At 65.8% G+C, this 19,509-nt stretch carries 20 protein-coding genes and 1 pseudogene; 6 read left to right on the top strand and 15 right to left on the bottom strand.

Annotated features, from left to right (window positions below; translation table 11 throughout):
* Nucleotides 1-10: 10 nt before the first annotated feature.
* Nucleotides 11-1,378: a flavin-containing monooxygenase gene (locus OG874_RS26600; protein ID WP_330249859.1), complete on the bottom strand. Its 1,368-nt coding sequence runs from the start codon at nt 1,376-1,378 to the stop codon at nt 11-13.
* Between the two features lie 209 nt (nt 1,379-1,587).
* Between OG874_RS26600 and OG874_RS26595 the strand changes: the two genes are divergently transcribed.
* Nucleotides 1,588-2,205 carry a TetR/AcrR family transcriptional regulator gene (locus tag OG874_RS26595; protein WP_330249858.1) on the top strand — a complete coding sequence of 206 codons (618 nt, stop codon included), beginning with the start codon at nt 1,588-1,590 and terminating at the stop codon, nt 2,203-2,205.
* Between the two features lie 190 nt (nt 2,206-2,395).
* Here the strand turns inward: OG874_RS26595 and OG874_RS26590 are convergent, their stop codons facing one another.
* Complete coding sequence (locus tag OG874_RS26590) at nt 2,396-2,869, bottom strand: hypothetical protein (RefSeq protein ID WP_330257703.1); 474 nt, start codon at nt 2,867-2,869, stop codon at nt 2,396-2,398.
* On the opposite strand from OG874_RS26590, the gene OG874_RS26585 reads away from it, so the two are divergent.
* On the top strand, nt 2,820-3,119 hold the full coding sequence (locus OG874_RS26585) for a DUF6319 family protein (RefSeq protein ID WP_330257416.1): 300 nt from the start codon (nt 2,820-2,822) through the stop codon (nt 3,117-3,119). The two genes, OG874_RS26590 and OG874_RS26585, sit on opposite strands and share 50 nt — an antisense overlap.
* Here the strand turns inward: OG874_RS26585 and OG874_RS26580 are convergent.
* The 3 genes from OG874_RS26580 to OG874_RS26570 are packed head-to-tail and all read right to left on the bottom strand — an operon-like array spanning nt 3,116 to nt 5,900.
* The gene (locus tag OG874_RS26580; protein WP_330249857.1) at nt 3,116-4,687 is read right to left on the bottom strand and encodes a GGDEF domain-containing protein; all 1,572 of its coding nucleotides are present in this window, start codon (nt 4,685-4,687) and stop codon (nt 3,116-3,118) included. The two genes, OG874_RS26585 and OG874_RS26580, sit on opposite strands and share 4 nt — an antisense overlap.
* The gene (locus OG874_RS26575; protein WP_330249856.1) at nt 4,687-5,313 is read right to left on the bottom strand and encodes a hypothetical protein; all 627 of its coding nucleotides are present in this window, start codon (nt 5,311-5,313) and stop codon (nt 4,687-4,689) included. Before OG874_RS26575 ends, OG874_RS26580 begins: the two co-directional genes overlap by 1 nt.
* Nucleotides 5,310-5,900, bottom strand: coding sequence for a pyruvoyl-dependent arginine decarboxylase (locus OG874_RS26570; RefSeq protein ID WP_330249855.1), 591 nt, complete (start codon nt 5,898-5,900; stop codon nt 5,310-5,312). The genes OG874_RS26575 and OG874_RS26570 overlap by 4 nt, the downstream gene beginning before the upstream one ends.
* A 192-nt stretch (nt 5,901-6,092) precedes the next feature.
* Here OG874_RS26570 and galK point away from each other — a divergent pair, with 192 nt between their 5' ends.
* The 4 genes from galK (at nt 6,093) to OG874_RS26550 (ending at nt 9,732) form a co-directional block, all read left to right on the top strand.
* Complete coding sequence (gene galK / locus OG874_RS26565) at nt 6,093-7,208, top strand: galactokinase (protein ID WP_330249854.1); 1,116 nt, start codon at nt 6,093-6,095, stop codon at nt 7,206-7,208.
* Between the two features lie 148 nt (nt 7,209-7,356).
* A complete protein-coding gene (locus tag OG874_RS26560) occupies nt 7,357-9,063 on the top strand; it encodes a sodium:solute symporter family protein (protein ID WP_330257415.1) in 1,707 nt (568 codons plus the stop codon).
* 12 nt (nt 9,064-9,075) lie between these two features.
* On the top strand, nt 9,076-9,330 hold the full coding sequence (locus OG874_RS26555) for a hypothetical protein (protein WP_330249853.1): 255 nt from the start codon (nt 9,076-9,078) through the stop codon (nt 9,328-9,330).
* A gap of 78 nt (nt 9,331-9,408) precedes the next feature.
* Entirely contained in the window at nt 9,409-9,732 is a 324-nt protein-coding gene (locus OG874_RS26550) for an epoxide hydrolase N-terminal domain-containing protein (RefSeq protein ID WP_330249852.1), read from the top strand.
* Nucleotides 9,733-9,796: 64 nt separating this feature from the next.
* Here the strand turns inward: OG874_RS26550 and OG874_RS26545 are convergent, their stop codons facing one another.
* The 10 genes and pseudogenes from OG874_RS26545 to OG874_RS26500 all read right to left on the bottom strand — a co-directional run bounded on the left by OG874_RS26545 (nt 9,797) and on the right by OG874_RS26500 (nt 19,503).
* Nucleotides 9,797-9,952, bottom strand: coding sequence for a hypothetical protein (locus OG874_RS26545; RefSeq protein ID WP_330249851.1), 156 nt, complete (start codon nt 9,950-9,952; stop codon nt 9,797-9,799).
* Nucleotides 9,953-9,977: 25 nt separating this feature from the next.
* A pseudogene (locus OG874_RS26540) lies at nt 9,978-10,070 on the bottom strand (AMP-binding enzyme); the annotation flags it as partial.
* 53 nt (nt 10,071-10,123) lie between these two features.
* The gene (locus OG874_RS26535; protein ID WP_330257414.1) at nt 10,124-11,575 is read right to left on the bottom strand and encodes a PepSY-associated TM helix domain-containing protein; all 1,452 of its coding nucleotides are present in this window, start codon (nt 11,573-11,575) and stop codon (nt 10,124-10,126) included.
* A gap of 268 nt (nt 11,576-11,843) precedes the next feature.
* Nucleotides 11,844-12,407: a hypothetical protein gene (locus OG874_RS26530; protein WP_330249850.1), complete on the bottom strand. Its 564-nt coding sequence runs from the start codon at nt 12,405-12,407 to the stop codon at nt 11,844-11,846.
* Nucleotides 12,408-12,594: 187 nt separating this feature from the next.
* Nucleotides 12,595-14,253 carry an acyl-CoA synthetase gene (locus OG874_RS26525; protein WP_330249849.1) on the bottom strand — a complete coding sequence of 553 codons (1,659 nt, stop codon included), beginning with the start codon at nt 14,251-14,253 and terminating at the stop codon, nt 12,595-12,597.
* A 191-nt stretch (nt 14,254-14,444) separates the two neighbouring features.
* Nucleotides 14,445-16,070, bottom strand: a complete 1,626-nt coding sequence (locus OG874_RS26520) for an acyl-CoA synthetase (protein ID WP_330249848.1) — start codon at nt 16,068-16,070, stop codon at nt 14,445-14,447.
* A 190-nt stretch (nt 16,071-16,260) separates the two neighbouring features.
* Entirely contained in the window at nt 16,261-16,695 is a 435-nt protein-coding gene (locus OG874_RS26515) for a DUF6636 domain-containing protein (protein ID WP_330249847.1), read from the bottom strand.
* 114 nt (nt 16,696-16,809) lie between these two features.
* Nucleotides 16,810-17,313: an ArsR/SmtB family transcription factor gene (locus tag OG874_RS26510; RefSeq protein ID WP_330249846.1), complete on the bottom strand. Its 504-nt coding sequence runs from the start codon at nt 17,311-17,313 to the stop codon at nt 16,810-16,812.
* Between the two features lie 111 nt (nt 17,314-17,424).
* Nucleotides 17,425-18,051, bottom strand: a complete 627-nt coding sequence (locus tag OG874_RS26505; RefSeq protein WP_330249845.1) for a hypothetical protein — start codon at nt 18,049-18,051, stop codon at nt 17,425-17,427.
* Nucleotides 18,052-18,282: 231 nt separating this feature from the next.
* Complete coding sequence (locus tag OG874_RS26500; protein WP_330249844.1) at nt 18,283-19,503, bottom strand: acyl-CoA dehydrogenase family protein; 1,221 nt, start codon at nt 19,501-19,503, stop codon at nt 18,283-18,285.
* Nucleotides 19,504-19,509: the final 6 nt, after the last annotated feature.

The raw sequence follows: 19,509 nt of genomic DNA, 5'->3' as shown, positions 1-19,509 counted from the left end.
GGCCCGCTCCTCACACGCGCTCGAGCGCTCGAGCGGGCACCGGCAGCGCATTACCCGTGGCGGCGGCACGCTTCGCGCCCCGGGCCATCTCCTTGTTCATATCGCGCACATACGCCTCGAACTCGATCTGGATAGTGTGCCGGGGCGAGTCGTAGTAGCGCCCGCTCCTGCGCTCTTCGGCGACGCGGATCGCCTCGTTCATCTGCGCCTCCGAAGGCGGCAGGTACTTGCCGGTGAGATACGCGGCGACCAACTTGCTCTGCTGCTCGGCGAAATTCACCAGGGTCGGCAGCGGTTGGGCCAGGCCCAGGTAGAACAGGTTGTCCACACCCGGTTTCATCATCTGCTCGAACAGCGGAATGCGATTCTGCTCGTCGGGCACCAGCTTCGGATCCGAGAAGAACGGGAAGCTGATGTGGTAGCCGGTGGCGCAGACGATCACGTCCACCTCCTCGGTGCTGTCGTCGGCGAAGCGCACGCGCGGCCCCTCCAATGCGGTGATGGCCGGTTTGAACGCGATATCGCCGCATCCGGCGCGATGCAGGAACTCCTCACTGGCCGAGGGATGCGCCTCGAACGGCTTGTGATCCGGTTTCGGTAGCCCGTAGAACTCCATATCGCCGCGGAACTTGCGGACGAAGCGCTGCTTGAGCTTCATGCTCACCTTGCGCGGAATCCACGGCGGCACACTCTGTTTGTCACCGACTTTGCCGTTGACATATTTCGGCAACACCCAGACGCCACGTCGCGCGGAAACGGTGAGCTTCGCCGCGACGAAGCGCTGGGACAACTCCGAGGCGATATCCAGCCCGGAGTTTCCCATGCCGACCACCACGACATTCTTGCCGCGCATATCGACCGGGTCGAACGGATCGTTGTAGGCGTGGCTGTGCATCAGCACGCCGTCGAATTCACCCGGATAGTCGGGGGTGCGCGGATCCCAGTGGTGGCCGTTGCAGACGATCAGCACATCGTAGCCGCGGGTGCGGCCGTCGCTCGCGGTCACCAGCCAGCGGCCGTCGTCCTGGCGCTCGGCCGCGGTGACCTTGGTATTGAACAGGATCTTATCGCGGAAGCCGAAATGGTCGACGTAATCCTTGAAGTACTGGAACAGCTGCGAATGGTGTGGGAAGTCCGGCCATTGCGCGGGCGCCGGATAGTCCTCGAAGGCGAGCCGGAATTTGCTGGTGTCGATATGCAGCGATTGGTAGCAGGCCGACATGCCATTGGGGTTCTTGAAGTACCAGTTGCCGCCGACCTCATCGCTGGCCTCGAAGACATCGAACGGAATATCGAAGTCCTGCAGGCGTTTCGCGGCGGTGATGCCGGAGGGGCCCGCGCCGATGACGCATACCCGGGGCAGATTGCGTTGAGTCAATTCGCTAGTCCTCGTCTGAAAGCGTGCCCGTCACCCGCTCGCGGCGGGCGCCGGATGCGGCGCCCGAACCATCCACGGCCGCCTGCGACCGTGGAGTGACGTAGGCAACAAAATAGCACTGACTAGACTTGCTGTCTAGTGAATGACATGATGTCTAGCGAAGGTTGTATCGAGACTTTCCGACGACCCGATACGAGGTAGCCGCACACATGCCGACCAAGTCGAACCCGCTGAGTCTGCGCGAGGAGCAGAAGCTGCAGACCCGCGCGAAATTGCTGGAGGGCGCGAAAGCGTTGTTCGCCGAACGGGGCTATGCGGCGGTCCGGGTCGACGACATCGCCGCCGCCGTCGGCTGCAGCCGCGCCACCTTCTATCTGCATTTCGCCGGCAAGCAGGAGTTGTTGCGCGCCATCGCCGAACAGGGCACCGTGCCGACCGCACTGCACTTCTACGAGGATCTGGACCGGGTGCTCGACACCGGATCCCGCGCGGATTTCGTGGACTGGGTCACCCGCGCGATCGAATGGTTCCACCAATACAAGGATCTGTTGCCCGCCTGGGACGAGGCCACCGCGCTGGAACCGGAGTTCCGCGAGATCGCCCGTCAAGGCATTCTGGCGCTGCCGAATGCGATGACCTCCTACCTCGCCCGCTGGCCGGCGGATCGGCAGGACGAGGCCCGCCTGCGGGTGGAACTGCTTGTCGCTCAGCTCGAACGCTTCTTCACCCGCTGGGCCATGCAGGGCACGATCGATGTCACCGCCGACCGAGCCGCCGAGGTGCTCACCGATATCTGGTTCCCGGCTCTGCAAGCGCCCGCGACGTAGGCCGATTGAATGTAGCTCAATGTTCGCTGGGTCTTCGGATCTCGGCCGGTCATGGGCGGATTCGGTGGTGGCCTGTGAATTTGTCGGTGGTGTACGGCATCATCTGTGCACGCAGCCATCCACGAATACCGCTCGGAGTGCCCATGCCGTCCCCAAGAACGAAACCACAGCCGTTGTCGGACACTGAGATTCAGCAGATCGCCACGGACATCGCGGTCGGTCGCCCGCCGATGGTGTGGTTCACCGCGGCCGCGGTGGGCGTGCCGGAGGGGAGGTCCGGCAAGGTAGTCGAGATCGGTGATCGATCCGAGAGCGACTTCCTGCGGGTGAAGCCGACCGGATCGAAGGATGTACTGTCCTTTTCTCCGACCGAAGTGACGTTGACCAAGCCGCCGCGGGAGAAGGCGGCAACCGCTAGCTCTGCCCAGCCGAAGTCGACAACCAGGAAGGAATCCACTGTGACCCAGCCGTCGACCTTGACGAGCACCGCGCCACCGTCCACCCCGCCGAGCCACGCATCGAGCCCGACCGCGCCTGCCGTCGCCCCGAAACCCGTTGCCCCCGCGGCGGATCCGGCCAAACCAGCCGCTCCCGCCGGTACGGCCAAGCCCGCCATCAAGGCGACCGCCGCCGCGCGCAGCAAGGCGAAGGCCCCTGAGGTCACCGTGACGCTCACCGGGACCGCGGACGGCGAATGGTCGGTCGACGTCGTCAGCGGTAAGAAGAAGTCCGTGCGCGGGCTGCCGGTGACCAGCTCCGCGGTCGCGCAGGCGGCCAAGGTACTGCATCCAGAGGTGGCCGAGGTGGTGGCCGGAATCCTGGAAGCGGCCCGGGTGGTGCAGGAATCCAAGGTGCAGCAGCTGCAGGCGGAGCTGGAAGAGGCCCGCCGCATGCTCGAGGAGTTGTCCGACTAGACCGCCGTGCTGGCGGAGGTGCCGTTGGCGCTGTGCGACCGGCCGCTCGGGCGCCAGATCCGGCGTCCCGAGTCGGCGGCGCTCTGGCGTGCGTCCGCGCCGTGGCGCGGTTCGTCGTGGAACGCGTAGCCGAGGGAGTATTCCTTCGCGTGATACATCGCCGAATCCGCGTCTCGGATGAGGTCGTAGATGGCGTCGTCGGAGCTGCGCGGGCTGCCGCAGGCCAGGCCGACACTGGCGGTGATCGGTATCTCGCCCGCGCTCAGCTCGAACGGCCGAACGAAGGCGCCGAGTAGTCGTTCCGCGAGCATGGCGGCCTCCTGTCGGTCGAGCGGCGCGAGCACCACGAACTCGTCGCCGCCGTAGCGGGCCACCACATCGTCGCGCCGGATGACCCGCCGGATCCGGGAGGCCGCGTTCGCGATCAGCTCGTCGCCGACCGCGTGGCCGTAGCTGTCGTTGACCATTTTGAAGCCGTCGAGGTCGATGAACAGCAAACACAGCGGCTGTTCGATCCAGTACTCCCGGTTGCGATTCAGCGCGCGCAGCAGGGCGGATCGGTTCAGCAATCCGGTGAGCATGTCGTGATCGGCCTGGTACTGCGCGCGGCGTTCACTGCGCGCGCTGCGCACGATGGCCCGCTCGCTGCGCACCAGCACACCGATCAGCAGCAGCGCGCACAGCGAGGAAACCACCACCCGATCTAGGGTGTCCAGGATGGAACCGACCACCGGAATCAGCGAGGCCACGATCAACGCGACCGCGATGAAACTGGCCCGCTGCCGCGAGTGATGCGGGTGGATGCGCCGCGGCGCACCGAGGGTCGCCATGGTCGGGTGCAATGCCGCGATGCCGACGATCAGATAGGCCACCAGCAGTGGCGCCAGCAGCATCTCGTGCGCGACGGGTGCGCGGCCGACGGTGTCGAGGCTGTAGCCGAGATCGCCGACCAGCACGGCGATCAGGCCGACGTGCAGCAGTTGCAGCGAGGTCTCGGATCGGGTGGCGGTCGCGATGGAGTGGGCGATGAGGGTCAGCAGCAACGCGTCGAGCACCGGATAGGTCGCGGCGAGCAGGGTGTTCGCGGTGGCGGCATGTGATTGCAGGATCGGTGAGATCAGGAAGGTCCACGAGGCGAGCAGTGCACCGAGTCCGATGAGCGCGGAGTCGAGCAGCAGATCGTAGTTGGGCCGCACCTGGCGCGGGCGCAGCCACAGCGTCGCGGCCACGCCGATGCCGAAATAGCCTGCGAGAGTGAACAAGTCGTCGATCGGGCGAAGCGCGTTATGGTCGAACTCCCGGGTGGCCGTGCCGGCGGCGAACAGTACAGCCGAGGTCGAGAGCAGATACCAGGGCAGCGGTCGTGCCGGTCGGAACCGCCGCAGGCCGAGGCCGATCATGGTGAGCGATCCGATCACCACGACGGCCATGGTCATCAGCGTCAACGGCCGCGAATCGACGAAGAGCAGCATCGCGAGCCCGATCGCGGAGACCGCGAGAAGTATGGCGCACCACCGGATTTCCAGGCGGTGCCGAGCGGTTGTCGGCTGCTCTTCGCTGGCTGTCATCAGCCCCCCTTGGTCGCTCCATCCCCAGTGAACCTCGCCGCGTAGTAGGTCTGCGAATCCTCCACCGCGACTTCGACGTTCGCCTGCTGCTCATCGAGCACCGCTCGAATGCTGTCGGCGAAAGAAAACCGAGTGTTGTTGAACGAACAAATGTCCCAACCGACCGCGGCGCGCTCGGCCACCAGTACCTGGACAACTGATTTGATCATGGCATGGAACGCGGCGCCTTGTCGCGCACTTGGCGCAACAAGGGTGAATCCCGCGTAATAGATCGCATCGCGCGCCGCGTGCTCGGGATAGCGGGCGGCGAAGTAGTCCGGACTGATCCAGGGGACGGTTTCCAGATGTTTGGTCAGCGTCGTCACGCCGATGGGTTCGCCGGTCGCGGTGCGCGCGACATGTTTGGCGACCCGCGGGTCGACCATCTCCTCGTGGAACTCCGACCGGTGCAGGACCTGTCTGGCAATGGCCTTGGTGCGCAAGGGGCCGAAGGCCTCCTCGTACAGGTTGTGGAACATCTCGATCCGGTCGTCCGGAATGGTCGATTCGATAGTGACCGTCAGCGAGTGCCCACCCGTCGCCCGACCGCCACCCCGCACTGAATCGCGACGCGATGCTGTGTTCATCTGGGCCCCCACGGCGTGGTGTGGTACGCCGCCAGTACGAGGGCGCAGGTCGGCCTGCCGTCGGAGCGGGCCTCGGTGGTGCACAGCTGGATCGGGCCGAATCGCTGCGGCCGGTTGCGGGTCATATCGATCAGGCTGGATCGGATCAGCCGTGCGACCTCCGCGGCGGTATCGCCCTCGTGCTCGACGAAAAGCCCGGCGCCGGAACCGTCGTCGCGCAGGACCCAGCCGATGCCGGCGCCGGCCCGCTCGCCCGCGGTGTTCGCGTGCTGTGCGGCGTAGACGCAGTAGAGCCGATCACCCCAGGGGATCGGCTTGCGGACGCGCCCGGTGCGGGCCAGGGTGGCGCGTGGCGGAATAACCGATGACAGGCGAATCAAGTTGGCATCACCTACTCCCAGGTCACGCAGTGCCGCATCGAAGGCCGACATAGCCGTCGGGCCCACCCCTGTCGCCGCGCCGATCTCGATCGTCAGTGGAGCTCCGGAGTTACGCTGATCGCCGCGTTCCGGCCTGCCCATGGGCGGGAGTAGTCGATCGATCCACTGCAGCCCGAGCAGGCCGCCGCGTGGGGTCGTAAGAACCATAATGCCCTCCCGAAACCGTCGGCCGATTTTGCAGGCCGGTATTGCGTCAAATTCGACTCTGCGTCAAGGCGATCGATCGCGCACCTTCGACAACCGAAAGCACTGCTCCGGCGGCGTGTCTCGTAGGGTTGACCCTTGCTGGTTGCTGGGATGACGAGTGTGGGCACTGCGATGCGACGAAGTGAGGAATCCGTGCCGAAGTGGGTGGCGCCAGGGCGGGTCAACATCATCGGTGAGCACACCGATTACAACGACGGCTTCGTGCTGCCCATCGCATTGCCGCTGGTAGTCGAGTGTCTGGCCGAGGCGAGGACCGACGGCCGGGTCCGGGTGGTCTCGCGGCAGCGGCCGGGGGAGCCGGTGCTGGTCGCGGTGAGCGAGCTTGCCGCCGAACGGGATCGGGTGCCCGGATGGTCTCGGTATCCGTTGGGCGTTGTCTTCGAATTCGCCCGGCGCGGATATCTGCGTGACGGCGTTGACCTGCGGCTGGACGGTGCGGTGCCGATCGGCGCCGGGTTGTCGTCCTCGGCGGCGCTGTCCTGTGCGGTGGCGATCGCACTGCGAGATCTGTTCGCGCCCAGTGTCACCGATCGGGAGTTGATCGACCTGGCGCGTGCCGCGGAGAACGACTACGCCGGGGTGCCGACCGGACTGCTCGACCAGTCGGCGGCGATTCTGTGCACCGAAGGGCATGCGCTGTTCCTCGATGTGCGCGGGTTCGTCGCTGCGGAGCAGACCGCGCACGAACAGATTCCGTTCGATCTGGATCGCTTCGGACTCGAGCTATTGGTGATCGATACCGGGCAGCCGCACGCATTGATCGACGGCGGTTACGGACGTCGGCGCGCGCAATGCGAGGCGGCCGCCGAGGCACTCGGCGTGCCCGCGCTGCGCGATATCGAATCGGTGGCCGCCCTCGACGGCATCGGCGATGCGGTGCTGCGGCGGCGGGCGCGGCATGTGGTGACCGAGAATGCCCGAGTGCTCTCGATTGCTGAAAAGTTGCGAGGCGGTGCGGATCCGCGCGGGATCGGGCCGATCCTGACCGCGGCGCACGCCTCGCTACGTGATGATTTCGAGGTCTCGACACCGGCGCTGGATGCCGCGGTGGCCGCCGCGCTGGCGGCGGGGGCGCACGGCGCGCGCATGGTCGGCGGCGGGTTCGGCGGCAGTGTCATCGCGCTCGTCGACCGGGAGCGCACCGCGACGGTCGCGGACGCGGTGCGAAATCGGTTCGCGCGATCGGGTTTCGATGCACCGCGCATGTTCGTGGTCCTGCCGGGGGCCGGTGCGCACCGTGTCGGCTGAGCGACCGACCAAATTTTGTGCGTGATTGTGCCACACGCGTGCGGCACAATCACGCACAGTAGAAACGCACGACTTGCTCGACGCCCGGTTCATCGCCTGGAGGGACAACGCTGTGCCGCTTGCCGATTCGACCGTTTTCATATCAGCGCTGGACCGGGCCACGGTACAGGCTTCAACGACCCTGCGGCTGGATGCGGCGCCTGTCGACTACGCATTGGTCGCGCTGTATTTCCTGTTCGTACTCGGCATCGGCCTCTTGGCCAGGCAGCGGATCTCTTCGAGTATCGACTTCTTCCTATCCGGGCGGTCGCTGCCCGCCTGGGTGACCGGCCTCGCCTTCATCTCCGCCAACCTGGGTGCGGTCGAGATCATGGGAATGTCGGCCAACGGCGCCGAATACGGCTTCCCGACCTTCCACTACTTCTGGATCGGCGCGGTGCCCGCCATGCTGTTCCTCGGCGTGGTGATGATGCCGTTCTACTACGGCTCCAAGGTGCGCAGTGTGCCGGAGTTCATGCGGCGGCGCTTCGGCACCGGCGCGCATCTGGTCAACGCGTTGAGCTTCGCGATCGCGCAGGTGCTCATTGCCGGGGTGAATCTGTATCTGCTCGGTTCCATCCTGAATGTGCTGCTCGGCTGGCCGCTGTGGTTGTCGGTGATCATCGCCGCGGTCATCGTGCTCTCCTACATCACCCTCGGCGGGTTGTCCGCGGCGATCTACAACGAGGTGCTGCAGTTCTTCGTCATCGTCGCCGCGCTGCTGCCGCTGACCCTGGTCGGCCTGCACAAGGCGGGTGGCTGGGAAGGGTTGCGGGACAAGGTGACCGCGTCACCGGGCGGTGCCGAACAGTTGGAGTCCTGGCCGGGCAATGCGCTCAGCGGGTTCTCCAATAACTTCCTGTCGGTGATCGGCCTCGTATTCGGGCTCGGGTTCGTGCTCTCGTTCGGATACTGGACCACCAACTTCGTCGAGGTACAGCGCGCGCTGGCGACGCATTCCATCTCGGCCGCGCGACGCACTCCGATCATCGGTGCGTACCCGAAGATGTTCATTCCGTTGATCGTGGTGATTCCCGGCATGATCAGCGCGGTGCTGGTGCCGCAGATGCGCGAGTACAAGGCGGCGGTGACGGCCGATCCGAACTTCTCCGGCGATGTCACCTATAACCAGGCGCTGCTGTATCTGATGAAGGATGTGCTGCCGAATGGTCTGCTCGGCGTCGGGCTCGCCGGATTGCTCGCGGCGTTCATGGCGGGTATGGCGGCCAATATCTCGGCCTTCAATACAGTGTTCAGCTACGACCTGTGGCAGCAATATGTGCGCCGCGATCGGCCCGATGGGTATTACCTGACCGTCGGTCGCCTGGCCACCGTCGGTGCGACCGTCGCGGCGATCGGAACCGCGTTCATCGCGGGCAATTTCAGCAATATGATGGACTATCTGCAGACGCTGTTCAGCTTCTTCAACGCGCCACTGTTCGCGACGTTCATCCTCGGTATGTTCTGGAAGCGGATGACGCCGACCGCGGGTTGGATGGGTCTGGTCTGCGGAACCGTTTCGGCCATCATCGTTTTCATTCTGCATAAAACCGAAGTCTTCGAATTGTCCGGCCAGGGTTCGAGTTTCGTGGCGGCCGGTGTCGCCTTCGTCGTCGATATCGTCGTGAGCGTCGCGGTCACCCAGGTGACGCAGTCGAAACCGGATGCCGAACTCGTCGGTCTCGTGTATTCGGAGACGCCGAAGGAAATGCGTCACGATCCGGACGAGGCCGGCCTGCCCTGGTATCAGCGTCCGGTACTGCTCGCGGGCATTGCCCTGGTCCTGGTCATCGCCCTCAACATCTTCGTCGGATAAGGAGGCCAGCCGATGCTTTTCGATATCCGCACCATCGTCGGCACATTGCTCGGCAGTTATGCGGTCATCCTGATCGTAACCGGGCTGGTGCACGATACGGCCGCCGAGGAGGCCAAGACCGGTGGCGTGAACGTGAACCTCTGGGCGGGTCTCGGTATGGGCGCGGTGGCCATCGCCTTCCTGGTCTGGGTGCTGTTGCGCCCGGTTGCCGTGCCGACGAAGGGCGATGCGCCTGCCGCCGAGTCGGATTCGGCCCCCGAATCCTGACCAGCTCGGGGGCGAGATCGCGCAATGCTACGGTCGGAGCATTGCGAGACGTCGCGAAGCGGTTGCAGGAGATGACGATTGAGTCGAGCTGATTTTGTCGAGCCCCGGCCGTTCCCACTGCAGGCGACGCCGATCCACGTGCCCGATGCGGTGCTCGCCGATCTCCGGCAACGACTCGCATCGACGCGCTGGCCCGACGATGCGGGCAACGACGACGGATACTACGGCATCGACCGCCGCTACTTGCGGGAACTCGTCGAGTACTGGCACACCGACTACGACTGGCGCACGGCCGAAGCCGCGATCAACGCCCACCCGCACGGCGGCCACTTCATCCCCTGGGAAATCCCCGCTGAGCATGCTAGCCCGGTTGGACCCACAGGTGATCGGCGGATTCGATGACGGTAGGAAGCGACGCCCCTCGCCCCGATCGCCGGAGAGGGAGCGTATTCTGTTGTGGGGCAGGTTATTTCGACACGGTGGCCAGTTCCTCGTGCAGGTATGGGCTGATGTTGCGCATCGCACGTGCCACGTAGTCTTCCTTCTCGCCGACCGGAGCGACGTAGTGCAGAGCGCTTTCGGCCGCTTCGACACTTTCCAGGCGGGCGATCAGCCAGGCCACAAGGTAGTGCGATGCGAGGCCGGGTGTCAGGAACGCCGATCACCGCGGCCTGCACCACATCCGGATGTTCGTAGAGTAGTTCCTCGATTTCGCGCGGATAGACGTTATACCTCTGACGTGCCGTAGGTCGATCGGTAACCGCCGGAGCCCCTCACGCCCCGGCGGGATCCGTCAGACCGTGGTGCGCTTGCGTCCGATGCCGCCGACGACGACATCGACGGCGAGGAAGGCGAGCAGACTCAGCCCGACCAGCGGGACGAACCAGCCGACAACGAGCGCGGCCGCCACGATGGGCAGCGCCGGCCACGGCCAGGTCTGCCGCAATGCGCCCCGACGGGGTGCGCGCCCGATCGCGAACCGCGATGTGCCGCGGGTCGGCCGCCGCTTCCACCACATCAGATAGCCCAGCACCAGCACGGTGATCAGGCCGATCATCACGACCAGCAGCAGCAACTGGTTGAGCGGTCCGAACATCAAGCCCATGTGGAACTGGATGCCCCAGTTGGTGAGCTTGGCCATGAGCGGCCAGTCGGCATAGGCCAACTTATCGGTGACCGCGCCGGTCGCGCCGTCGACGGCGACCGCGTCGACGGTGTAGGTGCCGGGCATGCGCCGCTCCTTCGCCGCGAACGCCACACCGGACTCGGCCGGGATGCTGATCTCGGCGCCCTGGGTAACGCCATTGGCGCGCGCCGCGGCGTACACCCCGTCGAGCTGAGCGATCCGAGTCTGTGGATCGACCGGCGCGGGCGCGGGCGTGGCCGCACCGTCGTGGTGTTCAGCGTGCTGAGGTGCCTTCGCGCCAGGCATAGCGGTGCTCACCGCAGGCGTGGTCCAACTCAGCTGCTCGCGCAACTCGGTGATGTTCTCACCCGCGTAGGTCGACCAGGTCATCCCGGTCGCCGACAGCAGCAGGATCACCGGCAGGATCCAAATGCCAACGGCCCCATGCCAGTTCATCGACCGGCCGCGTCCCTGCTGCGAGCCATCCGGCGCCAGCAGCCAGGCCGCCGAGTTCCGGTTGCGGCGGCCGCGAACCCGGCGGATCCACAGCACCAGACCGGCCAGTGCGACAACCCACAGCCACGAGGCGGCGAGCTCGCTGTAGATGCGCCCGGGCTCGCCCAGATGCAGATCCCGGTGCAGCCGGTCGATCCAGGTGCGCAGCGGCAGTGCACCCGAACTGCCGTAGACGACATCGGTGCCGACCGGCTGCGCGGTGTACGGGTTCACGAATACGGCGCGCCGCTCGGACTCGCCGAGCGACGGGTCGTCGAACAGCACCCGAGTGGTGTCATCGGCCTCGGGCGCCGGAGCCACCGCGGCCAACTGCAGATTCGGCTGGGTGGCGACGGCCGCGGTGACCTGTTCGGCGAGCGACCGCGTTGCGCCGTTCGGCTCGACCTTCAGCAGGTCGTGCGAGGTGATGGATTCCAGCGTCGGGGAGATCGCGTAGAGCGCTCCGGTGACCGCGGCGATGAGGATGAACGGTGCGATGAAGATGCCGGCATAGAAATGCAGACGCATCGCGAGGGGGTAGAGGCCGTTGCGCGGCCGTTTGGTCGTTTCCGTTGCCGGAGCCGGTGATTCGGCATCCGGTGGATCGATATCGGTAATGCTCATGGTGATTCGTTTCTGGAGTGCGGAGAACCCGGAAGTCGTCGGACTTTCGCCGTTGCCGCGCGGATCATCGGAATCCGGCCCGTCGTCGAACGCCGTATTCATGGACGACGGTGGGGCCTGGGCGAATCCTGCGGTCGGCAGGCGACAGTCGGCGAATCATGCTTCGGGGGAGCCGATTTCACATCGTTGGTGCGAAACCCGAACCACCGAAGATGTTCGCGCGGTGACGACGACGCACCAGCGTGGCTGGTGCATCGGGTAAGGGATGTCAGAGACGAATGGCGAGCGGCGGACCGCGCGTACGCAGCGATTCCGCGGCGAAGATCCGCAGGACGACCCGATCGCGATGCGTCAGGAACGGCGGTACCGGGCCCGCGATCGCGGGCGGGTGATAGCGCATCGGCAGCACCCGCGACAGCACCGCGCAACCGATCCGATAGGCGGCTTCCGCGCCGCGGATCACCACGGCCGCGAGCATGGCCGCGACCAGGTGCGCGGTGAGCATGCCGGGACCGAGCTGGGCATCACCGTGATGCATCTGCCCCGAACTCCAGCCCATGGTGAGGTGGCCGAGCAGCTGACCAGCGATGAGCACCGCGATCAGCCCGACCGAGGTCTCGCGCAGCGGCGCGAGGCCGGCGACCAGCGCGCCGACGACGGCGCAGGCCGCCGCGAGGAGAACGAGCGTGGTCCCGCTCGGCGGCATCCCACCGGAGGCCCACCCATGGGCCGCAACGGAAATCGCACCGGAGATCGAACCGGCACCCGCGCCGCGCACCCGCGCGACGGCGCTGCGTTGCCCCGCAGCGGCCGGGCCGAACTCGATACTCACGCGCTGATGATAGCGGACCAATTGCGGCGGATTGCCGACCCGTACTGCGGCCGCAATCACAGGATGCGTCGAGTTTCCACATGGAAGGAAAACGAAAGCCGCACACCTCTCGATTTCCCACGGACCGCGATCACGCGGGAATCCGGCCCGGAAATTCGAAAGGGTGTGCGGCTGGCGGCGGAGTGAACTAGGTCGCGTCGATTTCCATTTCGATCAACGGCTTGCGCAACAGCTTGCCGGTCGCGTTGCGCGGCAACTCGTCCAGGAAGACGACCTCACGCGGCACCTTGTACCGCGCCAGATTCGCCTTGACGTAATCCTTGATCTCCTGTGCGTCGCGCTTGGACTCCGGACCCGGAACGACGAAGGCGCGCAACCGCTTTCCGAATTCCCGGTCGTCCACGCCGACCACCGCGGCCTCGAAGATGTCCTCGCGGCCCGCGATCAGATTCTCCACCTCGAGCGGGAAGACGTTCTCGCCGCCGGAGACGATCATGTCGTCGTCGCGGCCGTCGATGTAGAGCAGACCGTCGGCGTCGAAGTGCCCGACATCGCCGCTGGACATCATGCCGTCCACGATCTCCTTGGTGCGGCCGTCGGTGTAGCCGGTGAAGGCGAAGCCATTGTCGACGAAGATGGTGCCGGTGACATTCGGCGCGGTGATCGGCTTGCGGTTCTCGTCCAGCAGCACGATCCGGATGCCGACCGGCGCCTTGCCCGCGGTGGTCGGCGCCTTGCGCAGATCGTCGGGGGTCGCGACGGTCATGACCGCGCATTCGGTGGAGCCGTACAGGTTGTAGAGGCTGTCGCCGAAGTAGTCGAGGGTGCGGGTGACGACGTCGGGCGCGATGGCCGAACCCGCCGCGAAGATCACCTTGATGGTGCTGGGGTCGTACTCGGCCAGTACGTCGTCGCCGAGGTCGAGGATGCGCTGCAGCATGGTCGGCACCACGACCAGCGAATCCGCCTGGTACTGCGTGATATTGGCGAGCGTCTGCGCCGGATCGAACCGGCGCTGCTGGAAGATCACCCGGTTGCCGAGTGCCAGACCAAGGGTGAACTGCGACAGGCCGGTGCCGTGGAAGATCGGCGCGGCCATGATCATGGTGCCGTTGTTCGGCAGCGGAACCCGGTCGACGAACTGGGCCGAGGCGAACGGGCTGACCCGATCGCGCGGTGCGCCCTTCGGGGTGCCGGTGGTGCCGCTGGTCAGGATGACCATGCCGCCCGGCTTCGCGGGCGCGGGCACCGGCGCGGTGGAACGGCCCGCGATCAGCGATTCGATGGTCGCGACCGTCGGATCGACGTTGTCCTTCTCGTCGACCCAGGTGAGCACGCGGGGGATCTCGGCCGGGATCGCGCTCATCAGGTCGAGGAATTCGCTGTCGTGCAGTACGGCCTTGACGTTCTCGCGCTCGGCGACATCGGCGAACTGCGGTTTGGCGAAGCCGGTATTCATCAGGACCGTGCGGACGCCGAGCTTGCCGGTCGCGAGCAGGCTCAGCACCATGCCGCGGTGATCGCGCGCCAACAGGGCGACCACATCACCGGGCTTGATGCCCTGCGCTTCGAGACCACGCGCCAGCGCACTCGATTGCTCGTTGAGTTGGCCGAAGCTCACCTCGCCGCGTTCATCGACGATGGCGGCCGCGGTCGGCCTGGTCTGTGCCGCGTGCATGACGACACCGGCGAACGGGCCGAACTTCAGCACGTTGAACGCGGACCTGGCCGCGTGATCGGGTCGGAGCGGATTGAACAACCGCCGCTTGACCATGACATTCACGCCTTGGGCGAGATCGCCCGCCTTCCGGACGGGGCCATGTAACGCGGGCAGAGATAGAGACATTCGACAACGCCTTCCGCAGTCCGCCCACCGGGACCGGGGGTGGTGTGGACCGCAACTACGAGATCCAGTGCTGCCGCTAACAATAGCAAGCATCTGTAACCGGGTGTGTCATGTATCTCACCGGGTGGTCTCGCCAGCCGTGGGAAAGCATGGAAGCCGCTGGTAAGCCCCGGTTTCGGCCGGGGACTCGACTACGCCGTGACGTCGTACTCGACCAGTACGCGGCGCAGCAGCTTGCCGGTGGGATTGCGCGGCAGATCATCGAGGAAGACGACCTCGCGCGGCACCTTGTAGCGTGCCAGGTTCTCCTTGACGTAGGCCTTGATCTCCTCGCCGTCGGGGGCGTGACCGGGTTCGGGGACGACGAAGGCGCGCAGGCGCTTGCCGAATTCGACGTCGTCGACGCCGACGACCGCCGCGTCGAACACATCAGGGCGCTCCAGCAGCAGGTTCTCCACCTCCTGCGGGAAGACGTTCTCGCCGCCGGATACGATCATGTCGTCGTCGCGACCGTCCACCATCAGCAGACCGTGCTCGTCGAAGTGCCCGACGTCGCCGCTGGACATGTAGCCATCGATGATCTGCTTTTGCCTGCCGTCGGTATAGCCCTCGAACGGCGCGCCGCTGCGCACAAAGATGCGCGCGGTGGTGTCGATCGCGGTGACCTGCTTGTCGTTATCGTCGTAGAGCCGAACTTCGCAGGTGATCGGCGCGCGCCCGACGGTGCCGGGTGCGATGGCCAGATCCTCCGGGCTCGCGACGGTGGCGACGGCGCATTCGGTCGACCCGTACAGGTTGTAGAGGACCGGGCCGAAGATCTGCGTCGCCTTGACACACAGTTCCGGTGCGAGCGCCGAACCCGCGAGCAGAATGCATGTCAGCGATGTGGTGTCGTATTTGGCGCGGATCTCCGGAGCCAGTTCGGTCATCCGATGCAGCATGGTCGGCACCGCGACCAGCATCTCGGCCTTGTGGTCGGCCACCATCTTCAGCGTCGCCTCGGCGTCGAAGCGGCGCCGCACCACCACTTTGTTGCCCATCGCGGAGGCGACCAGGTAGGTGCCGAGGCCGGTGCTGTGGAAGATCGGCGACACGATGACCTGAGTTCCCTTGACCGGGAACGGAATTCGGTCCACCATCTGGGCGGTCGCCAACGGGGTCACCTTACTGCGCGGTGCGCCCTTGGGCAGGCCGGTGGTGCCGCTGGTCAGGATGACGAACCCGCCCGGCTTGGACGGCGCGGGCAGCTCCGCGGTCGAGTTGGCGGCGATCAGATCGTCGAGAGTCTGTGCGCCATCGGGTAATTCGGTGCCCTCGTCGACCCAGGTGAGGTAGCGCGGCAGATCGGTGGGCAACGCGTCGAGCAGGCCGAGGAACTCGCTGTCATGCAGGACGGCCTTGACCTTCTCGCGCGCACAGACCTCGGCGAATTGCGGCTTGGCGAATCCGGTGTTCATCAGCGCGACCCGCACGCCGAGCTTGCCCGCGGCGGCCATCGCGAGGATCAGGCCGCGGTGATCGCGCGCCAGCACGCCGACCACGGACCCTTCGGTCAGATTCGCCTGCCGCAGTCCGCGCGCGATCGCGGTCGACTGCTCGTCGAGCTGGCGGTAGGTCAGCTCACCGCGTTCGTCGACCAGTGCGGGGGAGTTGGGCGCGACGCGGGCCGAATGCCGGATCAGCGTCGCCTGCGGGCCGTAGACCTGTGATTCCTTGACCGTCCGCAGCGTCTCCAGCGGCTTCTTGGGATCGCTGACCCCGCGCGAGCGCAATACCCCGAATGCCTTCGCAACCTCCAGCGCGTGCGCCAACTTCATCGTCGAACACCTCCACCAGGAACTCGCGTCGGCACACGACCTAGCGATATCGAACATGCGTTTCTGTTGCTCAACCGTATCAGCGGCAGTGTCATGGATCACACATTGCCGCCGAATCGCGCCCGGCCTGCGGAGATGTGGGTGGCGGCGCGTCCCGATCGTGGCTCGGATCGGGCCGCGCGGCCGCCGGTCAGCGCAGCTCGTAGCTATCGCGCGAGAGCGTGAACGCGTGGTAGGTGCGCGTGTTGGTGCAGGTGACATCCGAGGTCGAGCTCACACAGCGCAGATCACCCCGGACGTAGGCCTCGCCATAGGACAGAATCGGCAGGCTCTCGTCGCGGATGGTGTCGTTGTGACACACGATGATCGGGATCGCGCCGTTGCGCATAGCGAACCGGTCGCCATAGCTGCCGTGGCAATCCTCGGGGCGCGGTGGGTTCGCATAGGCGTGATCATTGATCTCGCACGCGACCGCCCCACCACCGGACACGCAGGTGATATTGCCGGAGGGCGACCGGAACCCCTCGGGCGTATAGGTCGGTTCCGCCGCGGCACTACCCGCACCGAATACCGCGATGGTCGCGAAGGCAATCGTCAGAACAGGGCGGACAAGAGGAGTGGTCATGTCGAGCTCTTTCCATGGTCAGTTGACTGTGCCGACCACGCTCCGCCCCGCACCTATCACCGACATCTCACCCGCATTTCATCCCATCTCGAACCCTATCCCCCAGCATGATCCCTACCGCCGGGCCGTCGCGAGGGCGACCAGTAGCGGCACGACGCGGTTGGGTGGGACTTCGAAGCGGCCTCGGCCTACGGTGTGTAGCCAGCCGGTGGCGGCTAGTTGGCGTAGGTGGTGGTAGATCTGGCCGGAGGTGCCGACCTCGTCGAGGTCGGTGAGTTCGGCGGCGGTTCGGCTGCCGCGGATGATTTCTCGCAGGATTCGTAGTCGGACCGGACTGCCAAGGGCGGCAAGGCATTCGGCGGCGTCGTCCCAGTCGTAGGCGACGATGTCGTCGGTACTGAACTGGACCTGCCAGCCGAACTGCTCATCGCTGGGTAGTCGACCCGATCCGGCGAACATCACCCCGCCGTTGCGCTCGTCCGCGAACTCCTCGTGGAGACCTCGCAACGCCCAACCCTCCGGCGCGGCGGATCCATTCGCTGGCCCATTGCCATCCCGGGCGAGCTCCAGGGCCGCGAGTCGCCGTTCCAGCTCCGCTAGTCGTTCTTCCAGGCTCACGAGGGCAAATTTACGGAATTACGTAATTGCTGGCAATGGTTCAGCATCGGGGTTTCGCTACGCGAAAGCCCGGCACAGCATGCGGTGCCGGGCTTTCGCGTCAGTCGGCGGTTAGTTGTAGATGGCGCCGAAGGAGGGGACGGAGATGGTGCCGAGTTGGTACTGGAAACCATCGGGATTGGCATCGCTCACCGGAACCGGCGAGCGGTGCCGCAGTGATCCGTAGACCGCCGCGACGACCAGGCCGCCGCCGGTGTCCAAGGCGCGTGTGCGGATGGTGGTGTCCATCGGGGCATCCTCGTGTTCGTAGAGCGCCTCGGTGCCACTGCGGCCGTTGGACAGGTTGATCCAGAGCACCTCGAGCCTGGCTCCGTCCTGGTTCGGGGCGATGGTGCCGGGTCCGCCGAAGAAGCCGAGGCGGAAGCCGTCGAGCCCGAGTGCGATACCGGATCCGTAGACGCCGGGGCCCGCGCCGCGGCCGATATCGGATTGCGCGGGGTACTGGAACGGCTGCGGGGGCAAGGCAACTTGTGTGGCGATATGTCCGGATGCCAGCAGCCGGTCAACGGCCTGCTCGGCCGCGGGGTTGCCACTGGCGGCCGCCCGCAACTTCTGGGTGGCCACGTTCCAGTCGATCGCCGTCGGTTCGGCGGTGGCGTGACCTGCGAAGACGACCGCAATCGCGGTCGAGGCCGCGAGTGCGGCGGTGAAGCGACGTATCAAGCCCAACCTGTGCATAACCAGTCTCCTTGAAGGGGTTCTTGGTACAGCTCGATGGATAATTCGTCCGCTGAATTGTTCGGAGCGAACATACAGGCCATTACGTTTGTTGTGCGGCAGGTCACAGATAATAGGGGCTCAGATCGCGGTGGCCGAACTCGGGTGGGCAGTGGCGTCCAGATCCTCGGCAAACAGAAATCCGGTGCGGGTCACGAACCGACTCGCACCGGATTACCGTTGTGGCACTTGCTACTTCAGCTCGGCACTGGTCTTCCCGAGGACGCGGCGGGCGACGATGAGCTGCTGGATCTGCTGGGTGCCTTCGAAGATATCCAGAATCTTCGAGTCGCGGCCCCACTTCTCGAGCAGAGTGCGCTGGGAGTAGCCGATCGCACCCGCGAACTCGACCGCCTTCAACGTCACGTCGGTGCCGGTGCGCCCCGCCTTGGCCTTGGACATCGAGGCCTCGAGCGAGTTCGGCTTCTTGTTATCGGCCATCCACGCGGCGCGCAGGGACAGCAGGTACGCGGACTCGTAATCGGCTTCCATGCGCAGGAATTCGGCGGCCGCGGCGTGCTGGTTGTTGGCCGGGATGTCGTAGGAGATCTCGACACCGGCGTCGGTCAGGATGGCGCGCAGTTCCTCCAGCGCCGCACGCGCGACACCGACGGCCATCGCGGCAACCAGTGGGCGGGTGTTGTCGAAGGTCTGCATGACCCCGGCAAAACCCTTCTCCACGTTGACCTCTGGGCTGCCGAGAATGTTGTCCTTCGGAATCCGGCAGTCCTGCAACAGCAGTACCGCGGTGTCGGAGGCCTTGATGCCGAGCTTGTGCTCGAGCCGGGCCACCGACAGACCCGGAGCGTCCCGTGGCACGACGAACGACTTGATCGCCGCGCGCCCCAGGCTGCGGTCGACCGAGGCCCACACCACGATGTGCGTGGAGCGCTGCCCCGCGGTCACGAAGATCTTCTCGCCGTTGAGGACCCACTCGTCGCCATCGAGTACGGCGGTGGTGGTGACGGCGGCCGAGTCGGAGCCGAAGGACGGCTCGGTGATCGCCATCGAGGCCCACACCTTGCCGAAGCGCTTCAGCTGCTCGTCGGTGGCGACGGCCGCGATGGCCGCATTGCCCAGCCCCTGGTAGGGGATCGAGAGCATCAGGCCGACGTCGCCCCACGAGGTCTCGAGGGCGTTCAGCAGCGCGGACATATTGCCGCCGTTGCTGTTTCCGAGCAGCTCGGTGGCATGCTCGTCGCCATCGGAGCGGCCACCGGCCGCGCCGCCGATCTTCTGGGTGCCGGAGTCGGCGAGCCCCTCGACCATGGCCGCCATCGTGTCGAGCTCGACCGGGTAATCGTGCTCACCGAGATCATATTTGCGCGAGATCGGCCGGAAGATCTCCTTGGCGACCTGGTGGGCCTGGTTGGCGCTGGCCCGCAGCTTCTTGGGGAGTTCGAGGTTGATCATGGAATA

The organism is Nocardia sp. NBC_00565, from assembly GCF_036345915.1.
Taxonomy (GTDB): Bacteria; Actinomycetota; Actinomycetes; order Mycobacteriales; family Mycobacteriaceae; genus Nocardia.
This window is presented reverse-complemented; position numbering and strand designations above follow the sequence as displayed.